The sequence below is a fragment of the Janthinobacterium longum genome (assembly GCF_051380735.1).
GTDB lineage: Bacteria > Pseudomonadota > Gammaproteobacteria > Burkholderiales > Burkholderiaceae_D > Janthinobacterium.
The window spans coordinates 163,020-189,482 of record NZ_JBNYXQ010000004.1 but is presented as its reverse complement, the minus strand read 5'-3'; the positions used below and the strand labels follow the sequence as shown (position 1 = coordinate 189,482).

22 protein-coding genes are annotated in these 26,463 nt (G+C 62.4%); 7 read left to right on the top strand and 15 right to left on the bottom strand.

The features are described 5' to 3' along the window. Nucleotides 1–18: 18 nt before the first annotated feature. Both ACQ4WM_RS13620 and ACQ4WM_RS13615 read right to left on the bottom strand, forming a co-directional pair. Entirely contained in the window at nucleotides 19–2,712 is a 2,694-nt protein-coding gene (locus tag ACQ4WM_RS13620) for a TonB-dependent receptor (protein ID WP_436547366.1), read from the bottom strand. Between the two features lie 119 nt (nucleotides 2,713–2,831). Continuing rightward, on the bottom strand, nucleotides 2,832–3,860 hold the full coding sequence (locus ACQ4WM_RS13615; RefSeq protein ID WP_436547205.1) for a MurR/RpiR family transcriptional regulator: 1,029 nt from the start codon (nucleotides 3,858–3,860) through the stop codon (nucleotides 2,832–2,834). A gap of 174 nt (nucleotides 3,861–4,034) precedes the next feature. Between ACQ4WM_RS13615 and ACQ4WM_RS13610 the strand changes: the two genes are divergently transcribed. Then, nucleotides 4,035–5,171, top strand: coding sequence for a succinylglutamate desuccinylase/aspartoacylase family protein (locus tag ACQ4WM_RS13610; RefSeq protein WP_436547204.1), 1,137 nt, complete (start codon nucleotides 4,035–4,037; stop codon nucleotides 5,169–5,171). Between the two features lie 15 nt (nucleotides 5,172–5,186). Continuing rightward, the gene (locus ACQ4WM_RS13605) at nucleotides 5,187–6,578 is read left to right on the top strand and encodes a YfcC family protein (RefSeq protein WP_436547203.1); all 1,392 of its coding nucleotides are present in this window, start codon (nucleotides 5,187–5,189) and stop codon (nucleotides 6,576–6,578) included. Between the two features lie 269 nt (nucleotides 6,579–6,847). Here ACQ4WM_RS13605 and ACQ4WM_RS13600 read toward each other — a convergent pair whose 3' ends face one another. The 4 genes from ACQ4WM_RS13600 to ACQ4WM_RS13585 all read right to left on the bottom strand — a co-directional run bounded on the left by ACQ4WM_RS13600 (nucleotide 6,848) and on the right by ACQ4WM_RS13585 (nucleotide 11,115). Then, entirely contained in the window at nucleotides 6,848–8,896 is a 2,049-nt protein-coding gene (locus tag ACQ4WM_RS13600; protein WP_436547202.1) for a M13 family metallopeptidase, read from the bottom strand. Nucleotides 8,897–9,161: 265 nt separating this feature from the next. Further along, complete coding sequence (locus ACQ4WM_RS13595) at nucleotides 9,162–9,359, bottom strand: hypothetical protein (protein WP_436547201.1); 198 nt, start codon at nucleotides 9,357–9,359, stop codon at nucleotides 9,162–9,164. A gap of 162 nt (nucleotides 9,360–9,521) precedes the next feature. Next, on the bottom strand, nucleotides 9,522–9,947 hold the full coding sequence (locus ACQ4WM_RS13590; RefSeq protein WP_436547200.1) for a GNAT family N-acetyltransferase: 426 nt from the start codon (nucleotides 9,945–9,947) through the stop codon (nucleotides 9,522–9,524). Between the two features lie 19 nt (nucleotides 9,948–9,966). Next, entirely contained in the window at nucleotides 9,967–11,115 is a 1,149-nt protein-coding gene (locus ACQ4WM_RS13585; RefSeq protein ID WP_436547199.1) for an ATP-binding protein, read from the bottom strand. A 226-nt stretch (nucleotides 11,116–11,341) separates the two neighbouring features. Here ACQ4WM_RS13585 and ACQ4WM_RS13580 point away from each other — a divergent pair, with 226 nt between their 5' ends. The 3 genes from ACQ4WM_RS13580 to ACQ4WM_RS13570 are packed head-to-tail and all read left to right on the top strand — an operon-like array spanning nucleotide 11,342 to nucleotide 14,549. Then, complete coding sequence (locus tag ACQ4WM_RS13580; RefSeq protein WP_436547198.1) at nucleotides 11,342–12,604, top strand: alpha/beta fold hydrolase; 1,263 nt, start codon at nucleotides 11,342–11,344, stop codon at nucleotides 12,602–12,604. Beyond that, nucleotides 12,601–13,017, top strand: coding sequence for a BlaI/MecI/CopY family transcriptional regulator (locus tag ACQ4WM_RS13575; RefSeq protein ID WP_436547197.1), 417 nt, complete (start codon nucleotides 12,601–12,603; stop codon nucleotides 13,015–13,017). The genes ACQ4WM_RS13580 and ACQ4WM_RS13575 overlap by 4 nt, the downstream gene beginning before the upstream one ends. After that, a complete protein-coding gene (locus ACQ4WM_RS13570) occupies nucleotides 13,017–14,549 on the top strand; it encodes a M56 family metallopeptidase (RefSeq protein WP_436547196.1) in 1,533 nt (510 codons plus the stop codon). Before ACQ4WM_RS13575 ends, ACQ4WM_RS13570 begins: the two co-directional genes overlap by 1 nt. Before the next feature lie 16 nt (nucleotides 14,550–14,565). On the opposite strand, the gene ACQ4WM_RS13565 is transcribed toward ACQ4WM_RS13570, so the two are convergent. After that, nucleotides 14,566–14,748: a hypothetical protein gene (locus tag ACQ4WM_RS13565; protein WP_436547195.1), complete on the bottom strand. Its 183-nt coding sequence runs from the start codon at nucleotides 14,746–14,748 to the stop codon at nucleotides 14,566–14,568. A gap of 275 nt (nucleotides 14,749–15,023) precedes the next feature. Here ACQ4WM_RS13565 and argH point away from each other — a divergent pair, with 275 nt between their 5' ends. Both argH and ACQ4WM_RS13555 read left to right on the top strand, forming a co-directional pair. Next, nucleotides 15,024–16,421 (top strand): argininosuccinate lyase, encoded by a 1,398-nt coding sequence (gene argH, locus ACQ4WM_RS13560; protein ID WP_436547194.1) that lies wholly within the window; start codon nucleotides 15,024–15,026, stop codon nucleotides 16,419–16,421. Between the two features lie 73 nt (nucleotides 16,422–16,494). Next, nucleotides 16,495–17,742: a M24 family metallopeptidase gene (locus tag ACQ4WM_RS13555; RefSeq protein ID WP_436547193.1), complete on the top strand. Its 1,248-nt coding sequence runs from the start codon at nucleotides 16,495–16,497 to the stop codon at nucleotides 17,740–17,742. Between the two features lie 3 nt (nucleotides 17,743–17,745). On the opposite strand, the gene paaZ is transcribed toward ACQ4WM_RS13555, so the two are convergent. The 8 genes from paaZ to pcaF all read right to left on the bottom strand — a co-directional run bounded on the left by paaZ (nucleotide 17,746) and on the right by pcaF (nucleotide 26,441). After that, complete coding sequence (paaZ, locus tag ACQ4WM_RS13550; protein WP_436547192.1) at nucleotides 17,746–19,797, bottom strand: phenylacetic acid degradation bifunctional protein PaaZ; 2,052 nt, start codon at nucleotides 19,795–19,797, stop codon at nucleotides 17,746–17,748. Nucleotides 19,798–19,884: 87 nt separating this feature from the next. Continuing rightward, nucleotides 19,885–20,499, bottom strand: coding sequence for a phenylacetic acid degradation protein PaaY (gene paaY / locus ACQ4WM_RS13545; protein WP_436547191.1), 615 nt, complete (start codon nucleotides 20,497–20,499; stop codon nucleotides 19,885–19,887). Nucleotides 20,500–20,587: 88 nt separating this feature from the next. Beyond that, nucleotides 20,588–21,316, bottom strand: a complete 729-nt coding sequence (locus tag ACQ4WM_RS13540; protein ID WP_436547190.1) for an ABC transporter ATP-binding protein — start codon at nucleotides 21,314–21,316, stop codon at nucleotides 20,588–20,590. Then, nucleotides 21,313–22,068, bottom strand: a complete 756-nt coding sequence (locus ACQ4WM_RS13535) for an ABC transporter ATP-binding protein (protein ID WP_436547189.1) — start codon at nucleotides 22,066–22,068, stop codon at nucleotides 21,313–21,315. Before ACQ4WM_RS13535 ends, ACQ4WM_RS13540 begins: the two co-directional genes overlap by 4 nt. Nucleotide 22,069: 1 nt before the next feature. Continuing rightward, entirely contained in the window at nucleotides 22,070–23,056 is a 987-nt protein-coding gene (locus ACQ4WM_RS13530) for a branched-chain amino acid ABC transporter permease (RefSeq protein WP_436547188.1), read from the bottom strand. Beyond that, complete coding sequence (locus ACQ4WM_RS13525) at nucleotides 23,053–23,931, bottom strand: branched-chain amino acid ABC transporter permease (RefSeq protein WP_436547187.1); 879 nt, start codon at nucleotides 23,929–23,931, stop codon at nucleotides 23,053–23,055. The genes ACQ4WM_RS13530 and ACQ4WM_RS13525 overlap by 4 nt, the downstream gene beginning before the upstream one ends. A gap of 72 nt (nucleotides 23,932–24,003) precedes the next feature. Then, a complete protein-coding gene (locus ACQ4WM_RS13520; protein WP_436547186.1) occupies nucleotides 24,004–25,155 on the bottom strand; it encodes an ABC transporter substrate-binding protein in 1,152 nt (383 codons plus the stop codon). A gap of 80 nt (nucleotides 25,156–25,235) precedes the next feature. Beyond that, a complete protein-coding gene (gene pcaF / locus ACQ4WM_RS13515) occupies nucleotides 25,236–26,441 on the bottom strand; it encodes a 3-oxoadipyl-CoA thiolase (protein WP_436547185.1) in 1,206 nt (401 codons plus the stop codon). Nucleotides 26,442–26,463 lie beyond the last annotated feature (22 nt).

Genomic DNA, 26,463 nt, shown 5'->3' with positions numbered 1-26,463 from the left:
CACACTACAACTGCCTGGTTATTTAAAACTGTAATTTGCGCTGGCATAAAAGCGCCTGCCGCGTGGATCCGTATAGCTTGGATCATACCCGGACAGGAAGTAATAGGCCTGGTTCGAATACGGCGGGCTGGTATTGAACAGGTTCTGTATGCCCGCGCGCAGCTTGAACTGCTTGCTGAAAGCATACGCGCCCGACATGTCCCAGATCGTGTAGGCCTTGACCCGGTTGGCCGCGACCACGCTGCCGTCATCGATATTGATGGCCGAGTTCTGGTCCTTGTAGCCGCTTGAATAGGTATTCGACAGGCTGGCCGAGTATGCGCCCAAATCCCAGTCCAGCGTAATCGTATGGCGCCAGCGCTGCACCACGCCGTCGGTGACGAACGCGTTCAGGTTGCTGATATAGGAGTCGCCAGGGCTGGTCTGGATTTTCGAGGCCAGCACATAGGTGCCGCTCAGGTGGCCGCCAAAGCGTCCCCACGCCGTTTTCACGCCATGCAGGTCGGCCGTCAGGTCGATGCCGGAAGCTTTTTGCCCGCCACGGTTTTCCTTGCGCAGTTCGATGTAATCGATCAGGCCATCCTCGTCGCGGTGCACCAGGTCGCCATACTTGGCCAGGTTGCCCAGAATGATATCGTCGCCGATCTCGCTGATCAGATTGGTACGCTTGATATTCCAGTAGTCGGCACTGAAGGTCCAGTGCTGGCTTGGTTCGAGCACCAGACCGGCCGAAAACTGGCGGCTGCGTTCCGGTTTCAATTTGTCGTTGCTGTAGCGACGCGTATCCCAGTTGTCGGCGCAGACGGAATAATCATTGCCTTCTGCGGCGCAGTAGACGGGATCGGGCAAGGTCGCGGTGCTGCTGAAAACAGTGGGGCGGTGCAGGTCCGACATCGACGGCGCGCGGAAGCCCTTGCCGGCCGAGGCACGCATCAGCACCTGTTTGTTCGGCATGAATGTCAGGCCGATCTTGGGACTGAGGGCGCCTCCCACCTGCTGGTAATGATCGTAGCGGCCGGACAATTGCGCCTGCCATTGCTTGGTAAACGGCAGCAGCAACTCGCTGTAGATGGCTTTCACGTTGCGGCTGTCGCTGGTGGCCACGCCACCTTCGGGCGCTGCATCGTTGTTGATGTTGTCGCTCATCAGCAGGGCCGAGGGACGGAACTCGGTACGTTCACGACGCATTTCGCCACCAACGGCCAGCGCCAGGTCGCCGCCACCCATTGCCATCAAGGCGCGCGAGAACTTGAAGTCGAGCGAGTCCATGGTGCCGCGCGCATGGCGCACTTCGTCGTTGACCTGGATGCTGTCAAGCAGTGCGCGGCCTTCCGTACCCGACGGACCGAAAGGGTTGATGCGGCCGTCGGCGATGCCTGCCAGCAGCTGGTCGTACAGCACATAGCCATGCGTGTCGCGGTCCTTGACCACGTTGACGCTGTGATTGAGGCCCACGTCATAGTCCCAGCCGGACATGGTGCCGGTGGCGCCCACCACATAGCGCTGGCTTTCGCTGGTCAGCTCGCTGGTGCGCATGCCTGCCTCGTTCAGGCGCATGCGCAGTTCCAGTTCGCTGCCCACCGGCTCGCCGTCTTCGTCGAGCGCCGTAGCGAAACCGGCATTGGCCAGCTGCGGCACCCGGCTGGCGTCGATATAGCCGATCACGCGCGCCGCCGAACCCACGTAATAGCTGCGCGAGCGGCTCAGCGCCGCTTCCGCATACAGCTGGTGGTCGTTATTGATCTTGAAGACGCCGCGCGTGAGCAGGTTCTGCTTGTCCGTTTTCGGATACAGCTCGGTGTCGCCCATATAGTCATAGGTACAGCCATCGACGCCACCGGTGCCGTTCGGCAGGTACAGATTGGCCGGCGGCGCGCAGTTCGGGATCGCGAAATTGATCTGGCGGTTCGTGATCGGCTGGCCGTTGAGAAGGAAGCCGTTGTCCTGCAGGTGCGTGCGCTGGGCGCTGCTCAGGCGAATATTAGCCGGGCTGGTAAAGCTCGACAGCAAATGGCCCAGGCGCTGCGGCACCTGCAGGTTGGACACGAACTTGCGCTGCGAAGTGCTCAGGCGATCGGTTTTTTGCACATCAAGCACGGCAAACACATTGTAGCCATCCGTTTCCAGGTTGCCGGTACCAGCGGTGATGCTGGCCGTGCGCTTGCCGGCGCCGCCTTCGTCGGTGCGGCTGCCATACACGTTCAGGTCCAGGCCCTGGTAATCCTTGCGCGTGATGAAATTGATCACGCCGCCGATGGCGTCGGTACCGTACAGGGCCGAGGCGCCGTCGAGCAGCACTTCCACCCGCTGCAGCGCGGCGGCCGGGATATTGTTCAGGTCCACGCCCGTGTCGTCGCCGGGCGAGGCAAAGTTGGCCATGCGCCGGCCATTGAGCAGCACCAGCGTCGACGAAGTGCCCACGCCACGCAGGTTGGCGCTGTTGAAGCCGCGCTGGTCGCCGCCCACATTGATGCTGGCGCCGTCCGTCAGGCCACCGACGTTGGCCGACACGCGCGCCATCAGTTCGGCCGCAGTCGTCACGCCGGCCTTTTCGATGTCGGCGCGCGTGATCACCTGCACCGGCAGCGCCGTTTCCGATTCGAGCCGCTTGATGGCCGAACCGGTGATTTCCACGCGGCGCAAGGCCGGGTCGATTTCACTGTTGGCCGTTTGCGCCAGCGCGCCGGTGCTCATGCCCAGTGCCGTCGACATGCCCAGCACCCCCAGCGCCAGACGCACCGAACGCGCCAGCTCCGATTCACGCGGCACACCGCGCCTGCTTCGATTTTCTACTTGCATTTGTCACTCCCGATGGTAATTACCCTGAATTTTTATATGAACTGCTTTTTTTGCACTGCCCTGCTTTTATGCTTTACTGCGGATTTTCTTGGCCCCTGTGCACCATGTTCGCCGCCATACAGATAGGCAGCGATGACGTCGCTCAGGCGCGCGGCCTTTTCAACATTGCCCTTGTTCGACACCATCAGCGCCACGGCCAGCGCTTCGATCATGGCCAGCGCCGTGCTGGCGCTGCTGGGCAGCACCGGATGCGTACTTTGCGCGAACAAGGCATGGTCAGCCAGTTCAGCCAGCGGCGAGGCTGGCGAATCGGTCAGCGCGACAATATGCGCACCCCGGTCGCGCGCAAAACTGGCCAGGCCGATGCAGTCGAGCGTATAGCGCGGGAACGAAATCACCACCAGCACATCGTGCGCGGTCAGGTTGACCAGGTGGCCGGCCGCCACTTCCGACCCGCCTATACCCACCACCTCCACCACGTGCGGGCAGAACGGCTGCAGGTACTGCACCAGCATGCCGGCCAGGTTGGCCGACAAACCAAAACCCATCACATACACCACCTTGGCGCGCGTCAGGCGCTGCACCACCGCCTGCATCTGCACGAGCGACAGGCCATCGGCCGTGGCGGCGATATTGGCAGCCGCGTATTCCAGGCTTTGCGTAACGGGAGAGGTGGCGCGCGCGCGATGTTCGATGGTGTGGCGCAGCTTGTCGACCGGCTGCAACAGCGACTGCAAGGTTTCGGCCATCGCGCCGCGCATGGCCGAATAATTTTTCTGGCCGATGTCGCGCGCAAAGCGGCTGATGGTGGCGGTCGATACCTGGCAGCTGTCGGCCAGTTCCTCGATGCCAAGCGCGGTAACACGCAGCTGGTTGCGCAGCAAATAGTCGGCGATCTGCCGGTGCGAGGCGGAGCCAGTAGCCAGCACGCGCATCAGGGTCTGGCCCAGCGCGGACTGCGCAAACGCGGCATCCGGCGCATGGACGCCGGCGACGCTGGAAGCAGGACTGGCGGTTGACTTCATGATGCTGGCGGCCTGTGATTTTGCATATAGTGACATGCAGCGCCTGTCGAACCCGGTTCGAAAAACAGCTGCTGGAATCCACTGTACTCATATCAAAATCAAAACTCAACGATTTTCTGTAAAAGGATTTTCATTTATTTACTTAGTGAAAATAATGCTACATAATCGACCGAAATCCACCCTTTCTGCCCCGTTTTGGAGCGCATTATCATGCAAGTTCGCCAGCACACCATCTCCACGCCGCACGCCAGTGTTGCCTATCAATTGAGCAGCTTTCATTTTGGCGTAGCGGCGGCCGACAGCCACAGCGGCAAAAAAGTCTATATCCAGGCGGCCCTGCATGCGGACGAAGTACCGGGCATGCTGGTAGCGCAGTTTTTACGCCGCGAGCTGCTGGCGCTGGAAGCGGCTGGCAAGCTCTTGGGTGAAGTCATTCTGGTGCCGGCCGCCAATCCGATCGGCCTGTCGCAAGCCATCCATGGCGCGCCTTTCGGCCGTTTTGATTTATCGACCGGCATCAATTTCAACCGCGCCTACCGCCATGTGGCTGATGAGCTGAAAACCACGCTGGACGGGCATCTGGGGCCGGACACGGGCGCCAATGTGGCCCTGATCCGCCAGCAGGCGCGCGATGCGGTGGCCTCGTGGGAACCGCGCACCGATGCCGAGACCCTGAAAAAAACCCTGCTCGGCATGGCGATCGACGCCGACATCGTGCTCGACCTGCACTGCGACAATGAGGCCGCCCTGCACCTGTACACCGGCACCCCGCTGGCGGCGCAACTGGCGCCTTTGAGCGCGCTATTGGGTGCGCGCGCCGTGCTGCTGGAACTGGCGGCCGGAGAGGAACCGTTCGACGAAGCGTGCAGCCGCTTGTGGTGGGACCTGGACAGCCACTTCCAGGGCCGTTACCCGATTCCCGCCGCCTGTTTGTCGGTGACGGTGGAACTGCGCGGCGAAGTGGAGGTCAATTATGCGCTGGCCGAACGCGACGCCAACGCCCTGCTGCGCTTCCTGGCCATCGAAGGCGTGCTCGATATGCCCGGCGCAGCCGACGACCTGCCGGCGCCGCAATGCGTGCCGACACCGCTGGCCGGCGTCGAACCTATCCTGGCGCCGCATGCAGGTGTGCTGGTGTATTTGCGTGAAATGGGCGACGTGCTGGAGGCCGGCGACGCCATCGCCGATATCATCGACCCCGTCAGCGGCAACACCACTACCCTGCGCTGCACAGTGGCCGGCGTGTTCTTTGCGCGCAGCGCGCACCGTCATGTGCTGCGCGGCATGAACGTTGGCAAGGTGGCGGGCAGCCGTGCCTACCGCGGCGGCAGCCTGCTGAGCCAATAAGAAGAGCACACCCCCATGAAAAAATCGTTCAAGCTGCCCAATACCTTCGTGCTGCTGTGTGGCATCCTGGCCATGATCGCACTGGCCACCTGGCTGGTCCCCGGCGGCAAATTCGACACGCAACTGGTCAACGGCAAGCAGTTGATCATCCCCGGCACGTTTCACTATGTGGACAACAAGCCGCAGGGCCTGGCCGCGCTGATGATGTCGCCCATCAAGGGCTTTGTCGACGCCAGCCTGATTATCGGTTTCGTGCTGATCGTCGGCGGCGCCTTTGCAGTGCTGCAGAAAACCGAAGCCTTCGATTCCCTGATCAAGGCCATCGCCAAGGCCCATACCAGCTCGCGCTTCGTGCGCGCGGCCATTATCCCCGTCTTCTTCACCATGTTTTCTCTCGGTGGCGCCACCTTCGGCATGAACGAGGAGGCGATCCCGTTCATCCTGATCTTCGTGCCGCTGGCGCTCGCGCTGGGCTATGACACCATTACCGGCGTCTCAATTCCGTTTCTCGGCTCGCAAGTGGGCTTTTCCGCGGCCTTTCTGAATCCCTTCAATGTCGGCATCGCGCAGGGCATTGCCGGCGTGCCGATCTTTTCCGGCATCGGCTATCGCCTGATCGTGTGGAGCATCGCCACGGCGGTCAGCATTATTTTCCTGATGTGGTACGCGGCGCGCATCAAGCGCCACCCTGAAAAGAGCCCGACTTACCAGCTCGATATTGAAAAGCGCAGCGAGCACACGATGGACCTGGACAGCTTTGCCGGCATGACGGGCACGCACCGCGCCGTACTGTGGATCTTTCTGGGAACGTTGCTGACCATGGTGGTGGGCGTGGTCAAGTACGACTGGTTTATCGATGAAATCGCCGCTCTGTTCCTGGTAATGGCCATCGTGGTCGGCCTGGTCGGCCGGCTCGATGCCGACAGCCTGGTCGCCGCCTTTGTGCAGGGCGCGCGCGACATGGTCGGCGTGGCCTTGGTGATTGCCCTGGCCCGCGCCACCATGATCCTGGCGCGCGATGCACAGATCATCGACACCATGCTGCATGCGCTGACGCCGCTAGTAGCTTCATCGAGCCCCGTATTCGCCGCCCAGAAGATGTTCTTCATGCAGACCGTGATCAACTTCTTCATCCACTCCGGCAGCGGCCAGGCCGCCCTCACCATGCCCATCATGGCGCCGCTGGCCGACCTGGTGGGCGTGACGCGCCAGACCGCCATCCTGGCGTTTCAGTTCGGCGAATTCACCACGCCGATGATCCCCACCTCCGGCATCACCGTCGGCGTACTGGCACTGGCGCGCGTGCCGTGGATTACCTGGGCCAAGTGGATGATACCGCTGCAGCTGATTTACCTGGCGCTGGCGCTGCTGCTGCTGATACCGCCTTGTCTGATGCACTGGCAGTGAGGCACGGGAAAGAAGCTCGACAGCGCGAGCTTCCTTGTCTACTTGGGCTGTGTAGCAATATGGTGTTACTCCTACGTCAACAACACCAGCAAAGCATGTTAAAGCCCAAGCCCTCAGCCCAGGCTTTCCGGGCCAAGCGGACCTGAAAAATGTCGAGGGCAAGGCGCAGCGACGACGACAGTACGCATGTACGCCCAGGAGCTGCAACGCCGCCATCGGCATTTTCTCAGGTTTGCGTCTCCGGCCCGCTGTTTTTACTCTTTACAACCCTACCACATGATCACGCGCTGTTCTGGCGGCAAATACATGGCATCGCCCGGCTTGATGCCGAAGGCCTCGTAGAAACCGGGCTGGTTCATCACGGTGCCCTTGGCGCGGAATTCGCCTGGCGAATGCGGGTCGCTCTTGATCTGCGCGATCGCTGCTTCAGGGCGCAGCTTGGCACGCCATTTCTGCGCGAAGCCGATGTACAAACGCTGTTCGCCGGTCAGGCCGTCGATGACTGGTGAAGGCTTGCCGCCAAGCGAGCGGCGATAGGCGTTATAGGTGAGCGACAGGCCGGAGTTGTCGCCGATGTTTTCACCGAGGGTCAGCTCGCCGTTGATGTAATAGCCGGGCACCGGGCTGTAAGCGCCATACTGCTTGACAAGGCCGGCAGCGCGCGTCTTGAAGGCGGCGCGATCTTCTGCCGTCCACCAGTTGCGCAGGCGGCCGTGGGCGTCGTACTGGCTGCCGGAATCGTCGAAAGCGTGGCTGATTTCATGGCCGAAGGTGATGCCGAGCAGGCCATAGTTGACCGCGTCTTCCGCCTTCACATTGAAAAATGGCGGCTGCAGGATGGCGGCCGGTATCGTGATCGAATTGAGCGCCGGGCTGTAGCTGGCATTGACGGTTTGCGGCGTCATCGACCATTCGTCGCGGTCGACCGGTGTGCCCAGTTTGTCCAGGTTGTTCTGGCGGCCCCAGGCGCGTGCGGCGCGCACATTGGCGATCAGGTCATTCGGCCGGGTTTTCATGCTGCTGTAGTCGCGCCATTTTTCAGGATAGGCGATCTTGGGCTTGAGACCGGCCAGCTTGAGCTGGGCTTCCTTTTTGGTCTCGGGGCTCATCCAGTCCAGATGGTCGATGCCTTCCCTGAACGAGGCGACGAAATTGTCGAACATGGCCATCACGCGCGGCTTGGTTTCAGGCGGCAAATACATTTCCACATAACGCTTGCCGACGGCGTCGCTGATGGCGTTGTCGGTAAAGCGCTGCGCCAGCTGCCACTGCGGTTCGCTTTGCGGTACGCCGCGCAGCACCGTGCCTTCAAAGGCGAAGCGCTCCCTGACGGTGGCGCTGTCCAGGTAGGACGCATAGCTTTCGACGATGCGCCAGTTCAGGTAGCTCTTCCAGGATTCCAGCGGCATCTCGGCTACGGCGGCCGAAAAACCACCGAGAAAGCCCGGCTGGCGAACCACGGCCATCGATGCTTTTGGCGCCAGCCCGGCGGCGGCAAAGTAGGCCTTCCAGTCAAAGGCCGGCGCCAGCTCACCGAATTTGTCGAAGTCGACACGGTTGTACGACTTGACCGGATCGCGCATCTGCACGCGCGTCCATTGCGCCGCAGCCAGCCGCTTTTCGACGTCGAGTACCTGGGCCGCGTGTGCAGCGGCTTCCTTGTCGCCGCTCATGGCCAGCATGGTCTCGACATGTTTCTGGTATTTGGCGCGCACGGCCGCCAGCTTGGCGTCGTCGTCCTTCAGGTAGTAGTCGCGGTCTGGCAAGCCAAGGCCGGACTGGCTGATGTTGACGGTGTAGTTTTCGGGGTCTTGCGCATCGGGGGCGACGCCAGCCGAAAACGGTGTGGCGATACCGCTGCGCTGCAGGAAAGCAAACAGCGCCGGCAAGTCTTTCTTGTCCTTGACGGCTGCCACGCACGCCAGTTCAACGCGCAGCGGCTTGAAGCCGGCGGCGTCGCGCGCTTTTTCGTTCATGAAGCTGGTGTACAGGTCGGCGATCTTGTGCGTTTCGCTGCCCACCTTGCCGGGATTCTTGAGTGCGGCGTCGATCAGGCCGCGCAACTGGCCCTGGGCGATCTCGCGCAATTCGATATACGTGCCCCAGACCGATTTGTCGGCCGGGATCTCAGTGTTGCGGGTCCAGATGCCGTTGACGTAGGCATAGAAATCGTCTTGCGGACGCACTGCCGTATCGAGCGTTTTCATATCGATGCCAGAGACGGGAGCGGCGGCAGCAGGGGCTTGCTGCGCATGCAGCGAGGGAGTGGCGAGAGCGAACAGGGCGCAGCAGGCGGCGCTGATAAGCGAACGATGCACGAAGATTCCTTTGGTTGTGAGTGAGACTTCCTGTCGAAAAGCATGCTGGGGTACAGACATGCAAGCGCAGGATTATACGCACAGACGGGTGCTGCATTGCAGCAAGATCAAAGGCTCGATAACGGCTGTTTTACGCTGGCGGTTCACGTTGGCGAAGATGACTGGCATTGCTGTCAGCAGGGCTGGAAAGAACCGGGGGCGCCGCCCGTCCTGACTGCCTGCGAGGGGTAATGCGGTTTGCGGCTACTGCTGCTTGCTGCCACACTTACAGTGCGGCTTTTTCTTCGGCGCTCAGGCGACGGGCGCTGACATGAACGGTGTGCATGACGGTGGCCTCGCTGCTGGCAACCATCGTCGCCGGAGCTGCACGAAATTTCGGTACCGAGGCGGTGGCGATGCCGGTGGCGGCAGCGATGGCGATGATGGCGACGAAGATGGCTTCCATGTTTTTGGCGATGTTCATGATGGTGTCCTTTGGGTGGTGGGTTGTGTGCTGCGATGATTGAACTTTAGACACATCGCCTCACCAACACCATCGGATTGCGACCAACTGCGCAAAACACGGGACAGAATACAAACAGCAGCGATGAAACACCGCGTGGACATTGAAACGCCACAAGGCACCTCAGCGCATATAAATATCCGGCACATATTTCTCCATCAGCGATGCCGGCCGCAGCGGCGCCGTGAAGCCATGGCGCGCATACAGGCCATGCGCCGTACTGGTAGCGAGCATGAAGCGGCGCAGCCCCTGCAGGTCGGGATGTGCCATGACGGCGTCCATCAGCTGCTTGCTGTATCCCCTGCCCCGGTACTCTTCCAGCACGTACACGTCAACCAGGTAGGCGAAGGTGGCGTAATCGCTGACCACGCGGGCGAACGCCACCTGGCGGCCATCAAGCAAGCCGCCAAAACACAGGGAATGGTCGATGGCGCGCTGCACGGTGTCCAGCGCGATGCCGATGGCCCACGTCGATTGCGTGCCGAGAAAATGGTGGATGGCCGGAACGTCGAGTTCCGTCTTGTCGGTGGTGATTTTGAAGGATGACATGGAAAGTCGAAAGCTATTGTTACCGTGGTATCCCGACCTTGAACACCGTGCCGTGCATCGCATCGGACTGCACACTGATATCGCCACCATGCGCGACGGCGATTTGCTTGGCAATGAACAATCCCAAACCGAGGCTGCTGCGAGGTCGGGTATTGCCCTCCTGTTCGGGCAATTGCACCAGGGAGTCGAACATGGTCTTCAATGAAGCACTGGAAATGGCCGGACCTTCGTTGCTGACCTTGAACACGATGCGGTCGCTGTTGCCAGCGACATCAACGACGATGGGTCTGCCCGGCGTTCCATACTGGGCCGCGTTATTGGCCAGGTTGGTCAGCAGTTGCTGGAGCCGGGGCCGATCGAACGCGCCAGTCAATTCACCCTCTGTGCGCAATTCGAAGATGGCATGCGGATGGACCGCTTGTGCATCGCCAAGCGCGACACTGGCCATTTCGCACAAGTCGCACGGCGTGCGCTCGATCGGAATGCCATCACCAAGTTGTGTGCGCGCCAGCGCGAGCAGATCGTTGACCATGCCGTCCATGGTGGCAGCACTACGCCCGACACGCTCGCCGATACGGTGCACTTTTTCGTCAAAGGCGCCCACTTTTGACAGGTGGGCACCAGCCATGGCGACCACGGCCAGCGGGCTGCGCAAATCATGTCCGAGCATGGCAAGAAAAATGTCGCGGGTATGGTTGACCTTTTCCGCATAGGCAACGGCTGCCTCGGCCAGCGACTGGTCGATCGCTTCATTAAATCGCATCACGTCTTTGGCACTGTCGGCCGACACTTCCCCGCAGGCGACTTCCCACAATTTCAATACGCTGGCACGCAAGGCGCGGTATTCCGCGATGAGCTGCAGCAGCGTAAAGCCGCTCGCATAACGCAAGCGGCCATGGATGGACGAGGCGCTCTCCTCGTTCACGGAGGTTTTGGCCATGCCTTGCGATTTGGCATGGGTTTGCTCTTTGGTTTCGGCCGTCTGGATATTTTGAGCGACGAACTGCAATATCTGCTTGGCATGATCGCGCAACTCCCGGCCAGACATTTTGTCCGCCACGGCGCCGAAGGTGGTCGCAAACGCTTCCCATTCGACGAGTATGGGTTCCATGTTTTCAGTGATAAATTTTGCTATATTCATGGCGACCTGAAGGAAAGGAAGCAGCAAGGTTGGATATCTTGTTTTTGTGTACAGATTTTCAGTCTGTAAAGCATACACGATATTCGTGCTGCAACCCGCACCTCAGGAACGCGGCAGCGGCCATCGGAAGGTTTGACGGGCCGGGCGCAAGGGTGTCATGACAGCTTGCAGCGATATTTTTATATTCCTTGCCAAGCCTGCTACAAATGTGACATGCTACAAATGTAGCCAAATCAACCCACAAGGAAAACACATGCTGTCAATCGCACGCAACTGGACACTGGCCGCCCTGCTGTCCGCCTCCGCCTTTACGCACCCGGCCACGGCCGCCGCCGATTTTGATGGCATGGTCAAGGTAGGCCAGCACCAGTTGCAAGTGACGCAGGCGGGTCAGGGGCCTTATACGGTCGTGTTCGAAGCAGGTTTTGCCAGCGACCAGTCGGTATGGCGCAAGGTCGCGCCGGAAGTGGCAAAAAAAGCGGTAATACTGATCTACTCCCGTGCCGGATACGGCAAGTCGCCGGCACGCACGTCGCCGCTGACAATGGAGCAAAGCGCAGCCGAACTGGCTGCCGTGCTAGAGGCGCGCAAGGTGCAAGGCCCCTTGATACTGGTTGGCCACTCCTACGGCGGCTTCCTGATCCGCCATTTCGCCGCCACCCATCCGCAGCAGGTCGCCGGCCTGGTGTTCGTCGATCCAGCCGATGAAGGCCTGGAAGCCGTGCTGAAGGGTGTCGATGCGGCGCGCGTACGGCAGGACCAGCAGATGCTCGCGTCGAGCATCCCGCCCAAATGGCAGGGCGAACTGCAAACCATCCAGGCCATCCTCGACGCCGGCAAATTGCCGGCCATGCCGGCGCTGCCCGACGTGCCGGCGGTACTGATCACCTCCGTGCAGGCGCGGAAGGGTTCCGACTTTTTCCAGGAAACCCCGGAGGTCATCAAGATCAAGCGCCAGCGCCATGCGGCCTTCATCAGCCAGTTCTCCAACGGTGCGCACGTCTTCACGTCCAGCAGTGGCCATGGCATCCAGATGCAGGAGCCGGCGCTGGTCACCGCTGCGATCGACCAGGTGCTCACACTGGCCGCACAGGATGCGGCGCGCCTGGCCAAGGCAAAAGCCCGGCAGGCATTGATGGGAGAACTGGAACAGGGCGCCGCCTTGCTGGGCAAGCAGCAGGACGATGCCGCGGCCAGCCGCGTCACGGCGGCCCTGAAACAGAGCCAGCTGAACGAAGCCGAGATCAATACCCTCGGTTTTGATCTGCTGGGCAAAGCCAGGCAGCCGGCCTTGGCGGCCCTGGTGCTGGCGTACAATAGCGAGGCGTACCCGCAATCGCACAATGCCGCAGACAGCCATGGCGAAGTCTTGCTGGCGCTGGGACGACCGGCACAGGCCAAGCCCCGGTTCGAACGGGCGCTGGCGCTGGCACAGGCCGGCGACGCGCGCGAGCAGACGCTGGCCGGCTACCGCCAGCATCTTTTACTGGCAGAACAAGCACTGAAACAACCATGAAAAAAGCCCCATCACCAGGCAGCATCGATGAAACGCACGGACTGGAAGACCTGGCGCCGCGCGAGCGCCAGGTGGCCGAGTGCGTGTACCAGCTGCAGGAAGCCACTGCGGCGCAGGTGCAGGAAGCGCTGGGCCAGGACCTGAGCAATTCGGCGGTGCGCGCCATGCTGGGGCGCCTCGAAGCGAAAGGCCTGCTGCAGCATCGGGTCGATGGCCAGCGTTATCTGTACAGCGCCGTGGCGCCGCAGGCGCAGGTGCGCGAATCAGCGCTGAAAAAACTGGTCGGCACATTCTTTAACAATTCCAAGGCCAGCGCCGCTACAGCCTTGCTGGGCATGTCGGGCAAACTCAGTTCGAAAGAACTCGACGATCTTGAAGCGATGATTGCAAAGGCGCGCAAGGAAGGCAGGTAATGGCGGGGACCGATCTCGCCCAGCTTTTGCTCAAGCATGGCGTGACGGTCTTGCTGCTGCTGTGCCTGCTGAGATTGCTGCTACAGGCATCGGCCGCGCGCCGCGTGTTTGCCGCCCGCTGCGGCCTGCTGGCGCTGCTGCTGATGCCCTTGTTCTGGCTGTCGCTGCCACCGCTGCCGCTGCCCATGCCGTTGTCCGTCTCGGCCCTGCTGGACCCGCCGCTGGCCATTCCCGCCAGCGTGACAACGGCCGACGTGCCCGTGCTGGTGGACGCCATCGCCCTGCCCTCGCGCGCCGCCAGCCTTGGACGCTGGCTGCTGGCAGTGTATGCCATCGGCGTGCTGTGCCATCTGCTGCGCCTGGCGCTGAACCTCTTGCAATTGCGCCGGACCGCCGCTGCCGCGCAAGCAGTCGACGCGCCCGCATGGAACACCGCGCTGGCAAAACTGCGTCGGCCCCTCGGGCTGCGCTGCCCGGTCACCATGCTGATGTCGGAGGCTGCCTCGTCTCCCTACAGCTGGGGCTGGCGACATCCCGTCATCGTGCTGGACCGGCACAGCATCGACAGCGCCGACCCGGACGTCGTGCTGGCCCACGAACTGGCGCATATCCGTGCGCATGACTGGTTGATGCTGATCCTGGCGCGCGTGCTGCTGGCGCTGTACTGGTGGCACCCGCTGATGTATGCGCTGCTGCGCACGCTGGAACACGATACCGAATGCGCCGCCGACGATGCCGTGCTGGCCGTTGGCGCCACGCCGTCTCACTATGCCCACACCCTGCTGACGGTCTCACGCCAGGCTTTCGGCGGTGCCGTGGCCGATACCCTGGGCAACCGCATTGCCAGCCGTGGCGCCATGCTGCGCGCGCGCATCGCGGCACTGCTTGAAGTGCGGCGCTCGCGCGGGCGGGTCACGGCAAGTCAATGGTGGAGCGGCGCAATGGCCACCTTGCTGCTGCTGTGCGCCATCGGCAGCCTGCAGCTGCGCGGCGAACAGGTGCTATGGCCCGACAGCATGCTGCCCATCGATGGCACACGGCCGGAATCGATCCGCGCACTCGAAGCGCTGGACAACCCGAACTTTACCCAGCTGGCAGCCGCCATGCGCACCGGGGATTTTTCGCTGCGCCATGCGGCGCAAGCGGAGTCGTTTCGCCAGCGTGCCGCCATTCCGCCATTGTTGCAGCTGCTGCGCGTTGATACACCCGTGGTGCGCCAGCTTGCCGTCTGGGCCCTGGGGGAGATGCGTTTTCCTGAAACGGCGCCTGCGGTGGCGGCGATGCTGGCCGACCCCTATGCATCGGTGCGCGCCGAAGCGGCCGGCGCCCTGGGCGACATGGAAGAAACACGCTGGCTGGCGCCAATGATCGCCATGCTGGGTGACCCGCAGGCCACGGTGCGCGCCCGCGTCGCGCATGCACTTGGCGATTTGCAGGCCAGCGCCGCCATCCCCGTGCTGCGCCAGCTTTTGAACGACACGGATCCCGCAGTAGCCGCCGAGGCGCGATGGGCGCTGGCGGAAATGCGCTAGTACGCTGCGTGAACGCTTACGGTGCGACTTTTTCTGCGGCACTCAGGCGCTTGGCGCTGACATAGACCACGTGGGTAGTGACGGCATCGGCGCTGGTAACGACGGGCGCTTTCGGCACCGAAGCGGTGGCCATGCTGGCGGCGGCGGCAACGGCGATAATGGCGATGGCGATGACTTCGATGTATTTGGCGATGTTCATGATCATGTCCCTGGGGTAGTGGTTGTGTGCTGCGATGATGTAACTTTACGTCGGCAGCATCCTCGCATCCATCGGCTTGCGACCAGACGCGCAAATCGCGGCACAGAATACAAACAGCGCCGACCAAACGCAGAAACAGCGGAAAAATCGCCTGTCCACCGCATTTTGATGCGCGCAAGCCCTATTCCAGGCCATCTCGACGCCGTCTGACCGCCTAAAAGCCCTGACGTCGGCCAACCTTGTTTATAATCGCCATACACTAAAGGACCTCTTTCATGACTGATCAATTCTCCAAAAAGGGCGAAGCCTGGTCGGCCCGGTTTTCCGAACCGGTCTCGGACCTCGTCAAGCGCTATACCGCCTCCGTATTTTTCGACAAGCGCCTGGCGCTGTTCGATATCGAAGGTTCGCTGGCCCATGCGGAAATGCTGCATGCGCAAGCCATCATCAGCGCGGCCGATTACGCTGAAATCGTCCGCGGCATGGCGCAAATTTCGCAGGAAATCGCCGCCGGCCAGTTCGAATGGCTGCTGGACCTGGAAGACGTCCACCTGAATATTGAAAAACGCCTGACCGAACTGGTGGGCGACGCCGGCAAGCGATTGCACACGGGCCGCTCGCGCAACGACCAGGTCGCCACCGACATCCGCCTGTACGTGCGCTCCGCCATCGATGACATCACCGCCCTGCTGGCCACCCTGCGCAGCGCCCTGACGGACCTGGCCGAGCAGCATGCCGACACCATCATGCCGGGCTTTACCCACATGCAGGTGGCCCAGCCGATCACGTTTGGCCACCATATGCTGGCCTACGTCGAGATGTTCGGCCGCGACGCCGAGCGCATGGCGGATACCCGCAAGCGCGTCAACCGTTTGCCGCTGGGCGCGGCCGCGCTGGCCGGCACCACCTTCCCGATCGACCGCCTGCGCGTGGCGAAAACGCTGGGCTTTGACGACGTCTGCCACAACTCGCTGGACGCCGTTTCGGACCGCGATTTCGCCATCGAGTTCTGCGCCGCCTCGGCCGTGCTGATGATGCACGTGTCGCGCATGGCCGAAGAACTGGTGATCTGGATGAGCCCGCGCATCGGTTTTATCGACATCGCCGACCGCTTCTGCACCGGCTCGTCGATCATGCCGCAAAAGAAAAACCCGGACGTGCCGGAACTGGCGCGTGGCAAGACCGGCCGCGTCTACGGCCACCTGATCGGCCTGCTGACCCTGATGAAAGGCCAGCCGCTGGCCTACAACAAGGACAACCAGGAAGACAAGGAACCGCTGTTCGACACCGTCGACACCGTCATCGACACCCTGCGCATCTTCGCCGACATGGCCGGCGGCATTACCGTCAAACCGGAAGCGATGCGCGCGGCGGCCCTGCAAGGCTACGCCACCGCCACCGACCTTGCCGATTATCTGGTCAAGAAGGGCCTGCCGTTCCGCGATGCCCATGAAGCAGTGGCGCTGGCCGTGCGCGCCTGCGTCGACGCCGGCTGCGACCTGGCCGATTTGTCGCTCGAGCAGTTGCAGGCGTTTTCACCATTGACCGGTGCAGATGTGTTTGAAGTGCTGACCCTGGAAGGCTCGGTTGCCGCACGCGACCATGTGGGCGGCACCGCGCCGCGCCAGGTGCGCGAAGCCATCGCGCGCGTGCGCACGCAGCTGGAAAAATAAGCACTCCTGCGCCGCCCCGTTCACAGGGGTGGCTGCTATCATGCCTGCCTTCAGAACCCATCTTGGAGCAGGCATGAGCAGCGTCAGCAACGTCGGCATCGGCATCGGCGGCAAATCAATCGAAGCAGCATTGGCTACCCTGTCGGACATGACGGCCGGCATGGCCGCCATCGGCAAGGACGAACACGCGCAGCGCATCGCCACCGCGCAGGCATATATGCGCGAGCACGGCGTCGCCGCCATCTACCTCAATGCGGGCGCCAACCTGACCTATTTCACCGGTACCAAATGGTATGCCAGCGAACGCATGGTGGGCGCCATCCTGCCTGCCACGGGCAGCGTGGAATATATCGCGCCGGCGTTCGAGGAAAGCACCTTGCAAGGCTTTATGCAGATCGAAGGCCGTGTCAACTGCTGGGAAGAGCATGAAAGCCCCTACCAGTTGTTCGTCGACGTGCTGGCGCGCATGGGGATCAAGCAGGACGCAGCCGCACCCCCACGCGTGGGCATCTGCGAAAGCGCCGCCTTCTTTATCTACGACGGTATCAAGCCGCTGGCGCCCGGTTACGCACTGGAAAACGCGCGCGCCGTCACGGCCTGGTGCCGCAGCCGCAAATCCAGCGCTGAAATCGCCCTGATGCAGCGCGTGATGGACATGACCCTGGCCGTGCACGTGGCCACTGCCAGCATGCTGCATGAAGGGATCACGACGGTCGAAGTGGAAGAATTCATCAACCGCGCGCACCGCAAGGTCGGCGCGCCGCGTTCCTACTTTTGCATCGTGCTGTTCGGCGAGGCGACCGCCTACCCGCATGGCGTAAACTATGTGCAGACCTTGAAGGCGGGCGACACGGTGCTGATCGATACAGGCTGCCAGGTAATGAACTATATCTCCGACATCACGCGCACCTATGTGTTTGGCGCCATCAGCGAACGCCAGCGCAGCGTGTGGAACAGCGAGAAAAAAGCCCAGGCTGCGGCGTTTTCAGCGGCCAGGCTGGGCGTGCCGTGCGGCGACGTCGACCGCGCCGCGCGCGTGTCTTTGGCGTCAGACGGCTTTGGCCCCGGCTACAAGCTGCCGGGCCTGCCGCACCGCACCGGCCACGGCATCGGCCTCGATATCCACGAATGGCCCTATCTGGTCGGCAGCGATACCACGCCACTCGACGTGGGCATGTGCTTTTCAAACGAACCGATGATCTGTATTCCCGGTGAATTCGGCATTCGCCATGAAGACCATTTTTACATGACGCAGGACGGGCCGAAGTGGTTTACCGAGCCGGCCCACAGCATCGATAACCCCTTCGGCCTGGGCTTGTAACACTTACTCGCGCTTCGACACCAGTGTGAGGATGTCATAGCTGGCCACCAGTTCATCGTTCTGGTTGGTCACCTGTACGTCCCACGCCACCACGCCCTGGCCGACGCCAAACACGTCCTTGCGGTTGCGGTCGACCTTGCGCTTGCAGGTCAGGCGGGCACGGATGGTGTCGCCAATGGCCACCGGCGCCACGAAGCGCAGGTTGTCGAGGCCGTAGTTGGCCAGCACGGGGCCGACGCCGGGCGAGACGAACAGGCCTGCAGCGGCCGACAGCACGAAGTAGCCGTGGGCGATGCGCTTGCCGAACTGTGATTCTTTCGCGGCGATTTCGTCGAAGTGCATATAGAAAAAGTCGCCCGAGATGCCGCCGAAGGCGACGATATCGGCTTCACTGACGGTGCGGCGGTGGGTCAGCAGCGAGTCGCCCGTTTTCAGGTCTTCGAAATGCTTGCGGAACGGGTGGATCGGGCTTTCGTTGACGGCGGCGCCACGCACGTATTCACCGGTAACAGCCGCCAGCATGGTCGGCGAGCCCTGTACCGCCGCGCGCTGCAGATAGTGGCGCACGGCGCGTACGCCGCCCAGTTCCTCACCGCCGCCGGCGCGGCCAGGGCCGCCGTGTTTCAGTTGCGGCAGGGGTGAACCGTGGCCGGTCGAATCGACCGACGCTTCGCGTTCCAGTATATGCACGCGGCCATGGGTGGCGGCCACCAGTGGCACCACGCGCGCCGCCAGTTTTGCGTCGCGCGTGACCAGCGTGCTGACTAAACTACCTTTGCCGCGCGCGGCAAGCAGCAAAGCTTCGTCCATATCGTGATAGCCCATCATGGTGCTGACGGGGCCGAACGCTTCCACGTCATGCACGGCATCGTTGCCAAAGGCGTCACGGCACATCAACAGAGTCGGCGAGAAGAAGCTGCCATCCGAAGCGCCATCGCCGAGCGGATGGAAACCGTCGGCCGCGCCAAACACCACCTCGTTGCCCTGCGAAAGCGTGGCCACGCGTTCCGCCACGTCGTTCTGCTGCTCTTTCGAGGCCAGCGCCCCCATCCGCACGCCTTCGATGGACGGGTCGCCCACCACCACCCTGGCCAGCCGTTCGCGCAAGCGCGTGCCGACGGCGTCGAGCAGATGCTCGGGCACGATCACGCGGCGGATCGCCGTGCATTTCTGACCCGACTTGCCCGTCATTTCGCGTACCACTTCCTTGACGAACAGATCGAATTCGACGTCATCGGGCGTGATGTCCGGCGCCAGGATGGCGCAGTTGAGCGAGTCTGCTTCGCCATTGAACGGCACCGAGCTGGCAATCAGGTTCGGGTTGGTGCGCAGCTTGGCGGCCGTCGCTGCCGAGCCGGTAAACGTGACGAAATCCTGGCCGTTCAGGCGGTCCAGCAGGTCGCCGGTGGAGCCGATCACCAGTTGCAAGCTGCCTTCCGGCAGCAAGCCCGATTCATGCATCATGCGCACCACGGCTTCGGTCAGGTAGCTGGTGGCGGTGGCAGGCTTGGCGATGCAGGGCATGGCGGCCAGGAAGCTGGGCGCGAACTTTTCCAGCAGGCCCCAGATCGGGAAGTTGAACGCGTTGATATGCACGGCCAGGCCGCCGCGCGGCACCAGGATGTGGGTGCCGGCAAAACCGCCTTTTTTACCGAGCGCAATCGCCGGGCCTTCGTGCAGCACGTTCGATGACGGCAGTTCGTTGCTCCCCATGCTGGCGTAGGCGAACAGGGTGCCGGTGCCGCCTTCGATATCGACCCAGCTGTCGGCGCGCGTGGCGCCCGACAGGTGCGAGATTACATACAACTCTTCCTTGCGCTCGACCAGGTACAGCGCCAGCGCTTTCAGGCGCGCGGCGCGCTGCTGGAAGTCCAGTGCCATCAGGCCCGGTACGCCGGTCTTGCGGGCGTAAGTGACGGCTTCCTCGAAATCGATCTTCTCGGCGTGCGTGTGATAAATCAGCTTGTTGTTGAGGGCGCTGTGCAGCGGCACGGCGGCCGATCCACCGAGCCAGCGGCCGGCGATCAGGCTTTGCAAAGTTGAAACGTGAGCCATTGAGTTCTCCATAAGACGTAAATACTGCATACCGGGGCCAGACCCGCCGGGTCTGACCCCAGCCTTTAATGGGTTAGGGGTTAGGGGTTAGCGGGCAGCCGCGTTCTTGTGCAGATGCAGCGGCAGCGCCGATTCAAAATTCAAGCGCTGGCGGTTCGCTTCCACTTCCGTCAGCGCCTCGGTTACGCGCATGGTATGCATGGAGCGCACCGCCAGTTCGTGGTACTGGCTGGTGCCCGAGGTTTTCCATTTGATCTCATCGTCGGTCAGCGCGCGGATGATTTTCGCCGGCGTGCCGACTACCATGCTGCGCGGCGCGACGATCATGCCGGCTTTCACGAAGCTCATGGCGGCAACGATCGATTCTTCGCCGATCACGGCGTTGTCCATCACCACCGCGTTCATGCCGACCAGCGCATTGCGGCCGATGCGGCAGCCATGCAGCACGGCGCCGTGGCCCACATGGCCGTCGACTTCGACCACCGTGTCGCAGCCGGGAAAACCGTGCATGACGCAGGTATCCTGCAAGTTGGCGCCCTCTTCCAGGATCAGGCGCCCGAAGTCGCCACGGATCGAGGCCAGCGGGCCGATATAGCAGCGCGGGCCGACAATCACGTCGCCGATCAGCACCGCGCTAGGGTGCACATAGGCGGACGGGTGGACGACGGGGGTGACGCCGTTGATTTCGTAGACTTTGACCATACTCACTCTCCAATACAAATGCCGCGAAAGCTATTTCTAGACGCAGCGTAGAGCTGGGGTCAGACCCGACGGGTCTGACCCCTGATTTTCACATGCCCAGGTAAGCGCTCTGCACCTGCTCGTTATGCAACAATTCCGGACCCGGCCCGGACAGCGTGATGGCGCCCGTCTCGATCACATAGCCCACGTCCGCAATCGACAGCGCTGCGTGGGCGTTCTGCTCGACCAGGAAAATCGTGATACCACGGTCGCGCAGTTCGGCCACGATGCGGAAAATTTCAGCGATCAACAGCGGCGCCAGGCCCATGCTCGGTTCGTCCAGCAGCAGCAGTTGCGGGCGGCCCATCAGCGCGCGCGCCATGGCCAGCATCTGCTGCTGTCCGCCAGAGAGCGTCCCGGCCAGCAGCAGGCGCTTTTCCTTCAAGATCGGGAACAGGCCATACATGCGTTCGATCTCGCCGGCCACTTCCTGCTGCGGGCGCGTAAAGGCGCCCAGGCGCAGATTGTCTTCCACCGTCATCGGGCCGAATACCTGCCGGCCTTCCGGCACCTGGCAGATGCCGGCACGCACGCGCTTGTCGGCGCTGCTGCGGCTGATGTCCTGGCCGGCAAAGGTGATCGTGCCGTCGCTGATTGGCTGCACGCCTGAAATTGCGCGCAGCAAGGTGGTCTTGCCGGCGCCATTGGCGCCCACCAGCGCCACCAGCTGGCCCTGGCGTACCTGCAGGTCGATGCCGTGCAGCGCCTGGATGCGGCCATAGTGGCTGGTGAGTCCCTTGATATCGAGCACCAGCGGTGTTTGCAATTGATCGCTCATGCCGCCACTCCCAGATACGCCGCCACCACGTCGGGATTCGCGCGCACTTCGGCGGCGGTCCCTTCGGCCAGCTTCTTGCCATAATCAAGCACCAGGATATGGTCCGACAGATTCATCACCAGTTTCATGTCGTGTTCGACCAGCACCACCGTCACGCCCGATTGCGCCACCTTGCGGATCAAAGTTTCGATCTCGCCCGTTTCGGTATGGTTCAAACCAGCGGCCGGTTCATCGAGCAGCAGCACTTTCGGCTTGGCCGCCAGTGCGCGCGCAATCTCCAGGCGCTTCAAGGCACCGTAGGACATCTGGCCTGCTTCATCGTCCAGGTGGCGGCCGACACCAACGAATTCCATCAGTTGCGCTGCCTCGTCGCGGCAGGCGGCGTCCGCGCGGCGCACGGACGGCAAACGCAGCATGGAAGCGAACAGGTTCTGGTTCAGGCGCAGGTGCGCGCCGACCATCACATTGTCGATCGCCGTCATGTTCATGCATACCTGCAGATTCTGGAAAGTGCGGCTCATGCCGCGCCGCGCCAGCGCATCGGGCGACATGGCAGCCACGTTCTCGCCGTTGAGCAAAATCTCGCCCCTGGTCGGCGTGTAGACACCGGTGATCAGGTTGAACAAGGTGGTCTTGCCGGCGCCGTTCGGGCCGATCACGGAGTGGATATGGCCTTCCCTGACGGTAAAGCTGACATCCTGCACCGCGTGCACGCCGCCGAAGCTCTTGCTCAGGTTGTTAATCGTCAGCATCTCAAGCCTCCTGTGCCGGTGGTTTGGGTGGCGCGCTAGGCAACCCGGCTCTTTTGCGCGAACGGCTGGCCAAACTAGGTACCAAGCCCTTCGGCATAAAGATCATGGTAGCCATCAGTATCACGCCGAACACCACCGTTTCCCAGCCTTCAAAACCGGAAAGCAATTGCGGCAAAATCGTCAGCAACGCCGCGCCGATGATGGAGCCGAACACCGACGCCATGCCGCCCACCACCACCATCGTCACCAGCTCGATCGAGTGGAAAAAGCCGGCCAGGTTGGGCGTGATAAAGCCGATGTAATGGGCACTGATGCTGCCGGCCATGCTGGCGATCACAGCCGACAGCACGAACACGCGCACCTTGAAGCGGGTGGTATCGACACCGGCCACGCGCGCTGCCACTTCCGAACCATGGATCGCCTGCAGCGCGCGGCCAACGGGCGAATCGATCAGGTTCAGCGCCAGCCATGTCACCAGCAGCAGCAATACGGCGCAGACCAGATACCATGATTTTTCGCCGGCGATTTCCAGACCGGCCACGCTGAAGGCGGAGACGCCGATGCCGTCCGGGCCACCGGTCCATTGGGTCTCGTTGTTAATCACGATGGAAATAATGATGCCCAGTCCCAGCGTGGCCATGGCCAGCGTATGGCCCTTGAGCTTCAATACCGGACGGGCCAGCAGCAGCGCCAGCAGGCCGGTGGCAAGCGCACCGGCACCCAGGGCGGCGACCGGTGGCCAGTTGTAGTGGGTCGTCAGCACGGCCGAGGCATACGCTCCCAGGCCATAGAAACCCGCGTGGCCCAGGCTGATCTGGCCCGTGTAGCCCATCAGCAGGTTCAGGCCGATGACAACGATGGCGTTCAAGGCAATGCGGATCGCCACGTCATAGTAAAACGCATTGGTGAGGAACAGCGGCAAAATGGCCAGCACCAAGGCCAGCACCAGCAGGGCGCCATGGCGTGAACGTGTAAAGAAGTTGCTCATACACGCTCCGAATTTTTAGCGCCGAACAGGCCTTGCGGCAAAAAGAACAGGATCAGCAGGATCAGCACGAACGGCACGGCGTCTTTATAAGCCGACGAGATATAGCCGGCCGTCATGGCTTCGGCAATGCCGAGGATCAGGCCACCGGCAATCGCGCCTGCACCGCCACCGAGGCCGCCCAACACGGCCGCCACAAAGCCTTTCAGGCCCAGCATGATGCCGGCGTCGTAAGACGTATAAGTGATGGGCGCCACCAGGATGCCGCCAGCGGCGCCCAGCAGTGCCGACAGGCCGAACGAGAACAGCAGCACGCGGCGCGTGTTGATGCCGACCAGTTGCGCGGCCAGTTTGTTGTGCGAAGTGGCCAGCATGGCCTTGCCCATCAGGGTGCGACCAAAGAACCAGCCCAGCACCAGCACGATGATGACGGTGACGCCCAGCACCCACAGGCTTTGCGGCAAAAGGCTGGCGCCGAGGAATTGAATCGCCGCGTCGCCGGAAAACGCCGGCAGCGAATGCGTGTCCTTGCCCAGCCAGATCTGCACCAGGCCGCGCAGCACCAGGGAAGCGCCGATGGTGATGATCAGCAGCGTGATGACCTGCGCGTTCTGCGCCGGCTCGATCACGGTTTTTTCCATCAAGAGGCCGACCAGGCCGGTGGCGACAACGGCCAGGAAAATGGCCAGCGGCAGTGGCACGCCGGCGGCAGACATCACGGCGGCCAGCATGCCGCCCAGCATAATGAATTCACCCTGCGCGAAATTGATCACGCCGCTGGTGTTGTAGATGATGGTAAAGCCCAGCGCCGCCAGCGCGTAGGCGGAACCGACCGTCATCCCGGAATACAGAAATTGTAGAAATTGTGCGACTTCCATGGTGTCTCCAATATGTTCGGCTGCGCGCGCACCGCCCTCGAGAGCGGCCCGCGTGGATACTTCTGGCTTACATTATTTCGACAATTGCCATTCGCCGTTCTTCACTTCGACCATGCGGAAAGCCGACAGGTCCAGGCCCATATGGTCCTTGGCCGACATATTGAATACGCCGGTGGTGCCGACGAAGCCCTTGGTCGACTCCAGCGCCGCGCGCACTTTTTCGCGGTCGGTGCCGCCGGCGCGCTTGATAGCGTCGACCGACAGGTTCAGCGCGTCCAGCGCATAGCCGCCAAAGGTCGACGGATCGATCTTGTAGCGGTCCTTGTAGGTCTTGTCGTAGCCGACCACGATGGCCTTTTGTGCATCGGCGTCCGGCAGCATGGCGCCGATCAGCAGGGCCGGCGTCGGCAGGCGCACGCCTTCGGCGGCCTTGCCCGACAACTTCAGATACTCGTCCGACGCCACGCCGTGCGACTGGTACAGCGGCAGCGCCGTCATGCCCAGCTGGCCGTAGTTCTTGGTAACCACGGCAGGGCCCTGGCCAAGGCCGAACACGAACACGGCCTGCACGCCGGCAGTGTTCTTGATGCGCGTGAGCTGGGCCGTGATGTCGGTGTCTTTCGGACCGTAGGTTTCATCGGACACCAGCGTGATGCCGTATTTGGCGGCGACGATCTGCGACTCCTTGCGCCCCGAAGCACCAAAGCCGCTGGTTTCGGACAGCAGGCCCACCTTGGTGATGCCGCGCTTCTTCATGTCCTCGAATACCTTCTCGGCTGCCATGCGGTCGGTATGCGGCGTCTTGAAGACCCATTTTTTCACCGGGTCGATCACCACCACGGCGCCTGCCAGCGAGATAAACGGCAAGCTGGCGCGCTCGACCAGCGGCGCCATCGCCATGGTCGCGCCGGTGGTGGTGCCGCCGATCAGCACGTCGACCTTGTCGGACTCGATCAGGCGCTTGGTAAAGCCGTTGGCCTTGGCCGCATCGCTGCCGTCGTCGTAGTGCACCAGTTCCAGTTTGCGGCCCAATACGCCGCCGGCCGCGTTGATTTTCTCGATATACAGCTGCAGGGTTTTCAGTTCCGGGTCGCCCAGGAAGGCGGCCGGGCCCGTGACGGACAGCACGGAGCCGATCTTGATATTGTCGGCCGCATAAGCGCCAACGGCAGACATGGCCAGTACGCCGGCGATCAGGGTTTTCTTGAAAATATTGGCTATCATTGTGGTCTCCACCAGGTTGGCACTACGGTCAATGTTGGTCGGCGCTTTTTTTGTCGTGCCTGCGCCTTTTTTCGTGCTTTTTATATGCGTTCGATTACCACAGCAATGCCCTGCCCCACGCCGATGCACATGGTGCACAGCGCATAGCGGCCACCGGTGCGCTCCAGCTGGTTCAGGGCGGCCATTACCAGGCGCGCACCGGATGCGCCCAGCGGATGGCCGATGGCGATCGCGCCGCCATTTGGGTTCACGTGCGCAGCGTCGTCGTCCAGGCCCAGGTCGCGCGTGACGGCCAAGGCCTGCGCGGCAAATGCTTCGTTCAGTTCGATCACGTCCATCTGTTCGATGGTCAAGCCAGTCTGCGCCAGCACCTTGCGCGTGGCCGGCGATGGACCGAAACCCATAATGCGCGGCGCCAGGCCGGCGGTCGCCATGCCCAGCACTTTGGCGCGGGCCTTCAATTGATATTTGTCGACGGCGGCGCCGGAGGCCAGCAAAATCGCGCAGGCACCGTCGTTCAGGCCCGAGGCATTGCCCGCCGTAACGGTGCCGTCAGGCCTGACCACCCCTTTGAGTTTCGCCAGCATCTCGAGCGAGGTATCGGGGCGCGGATGCTCGTCGCTGGTGACCATCCTGGGATCGCCTTTTTTCTGCGGCACGGCCACCGGCACGATCTCGCGCTCGAACACACCGGCAGCATGCGCCGCCGCCCAGCGCTGCTGGCTGCGCAGGGCCAGTGCATCCTGGTCGGCGCGGCTGATGCCGAACTCCAGCGCCACGTTTTCCGCCGTTTCCGGCATGGTGTCGATGCCGTATTGCGCTTTCATCTTGCTGTTCACGAAACGCCAGCCCAGGGTGGTGTCTTCGATTTTGGCCGCGCGCGAGAACGCGCTGTCGGCCTTGCCCATCACGAACGGCGCACGCGTCATGCTTTCCACGCCGCCGGCGATGATCAGGTGCGCTTCGCCGGCCTTGATCGAGCGGGCCGCCAGGCCCACGGCGTCGAGGCTGGAGCCGCACAGGCGGTTGATGGTATTGGCCGGCACATCGACCGGCAGGCCGGCCAGCAGCGCGGCCATGCGCCCCACATTGCGGTTGTCTTCGCCGGCCTGGTTGGCGCAGCCATAAAATACGTCGTCGATGGCAGACCAGTCGACCGACGGATTGCGCGCGATCAGCGCAGCGATCGGCAGCGCACCCAGGTCATCGGCGCGCACGCTGGCCAGGGCGCCGCCGTAGCGGCCAAACGGGGTGCGTACGGCATCACAGATAAAAGCATCGTTCATGTTCGGTTCCTTGTTCTGGCTA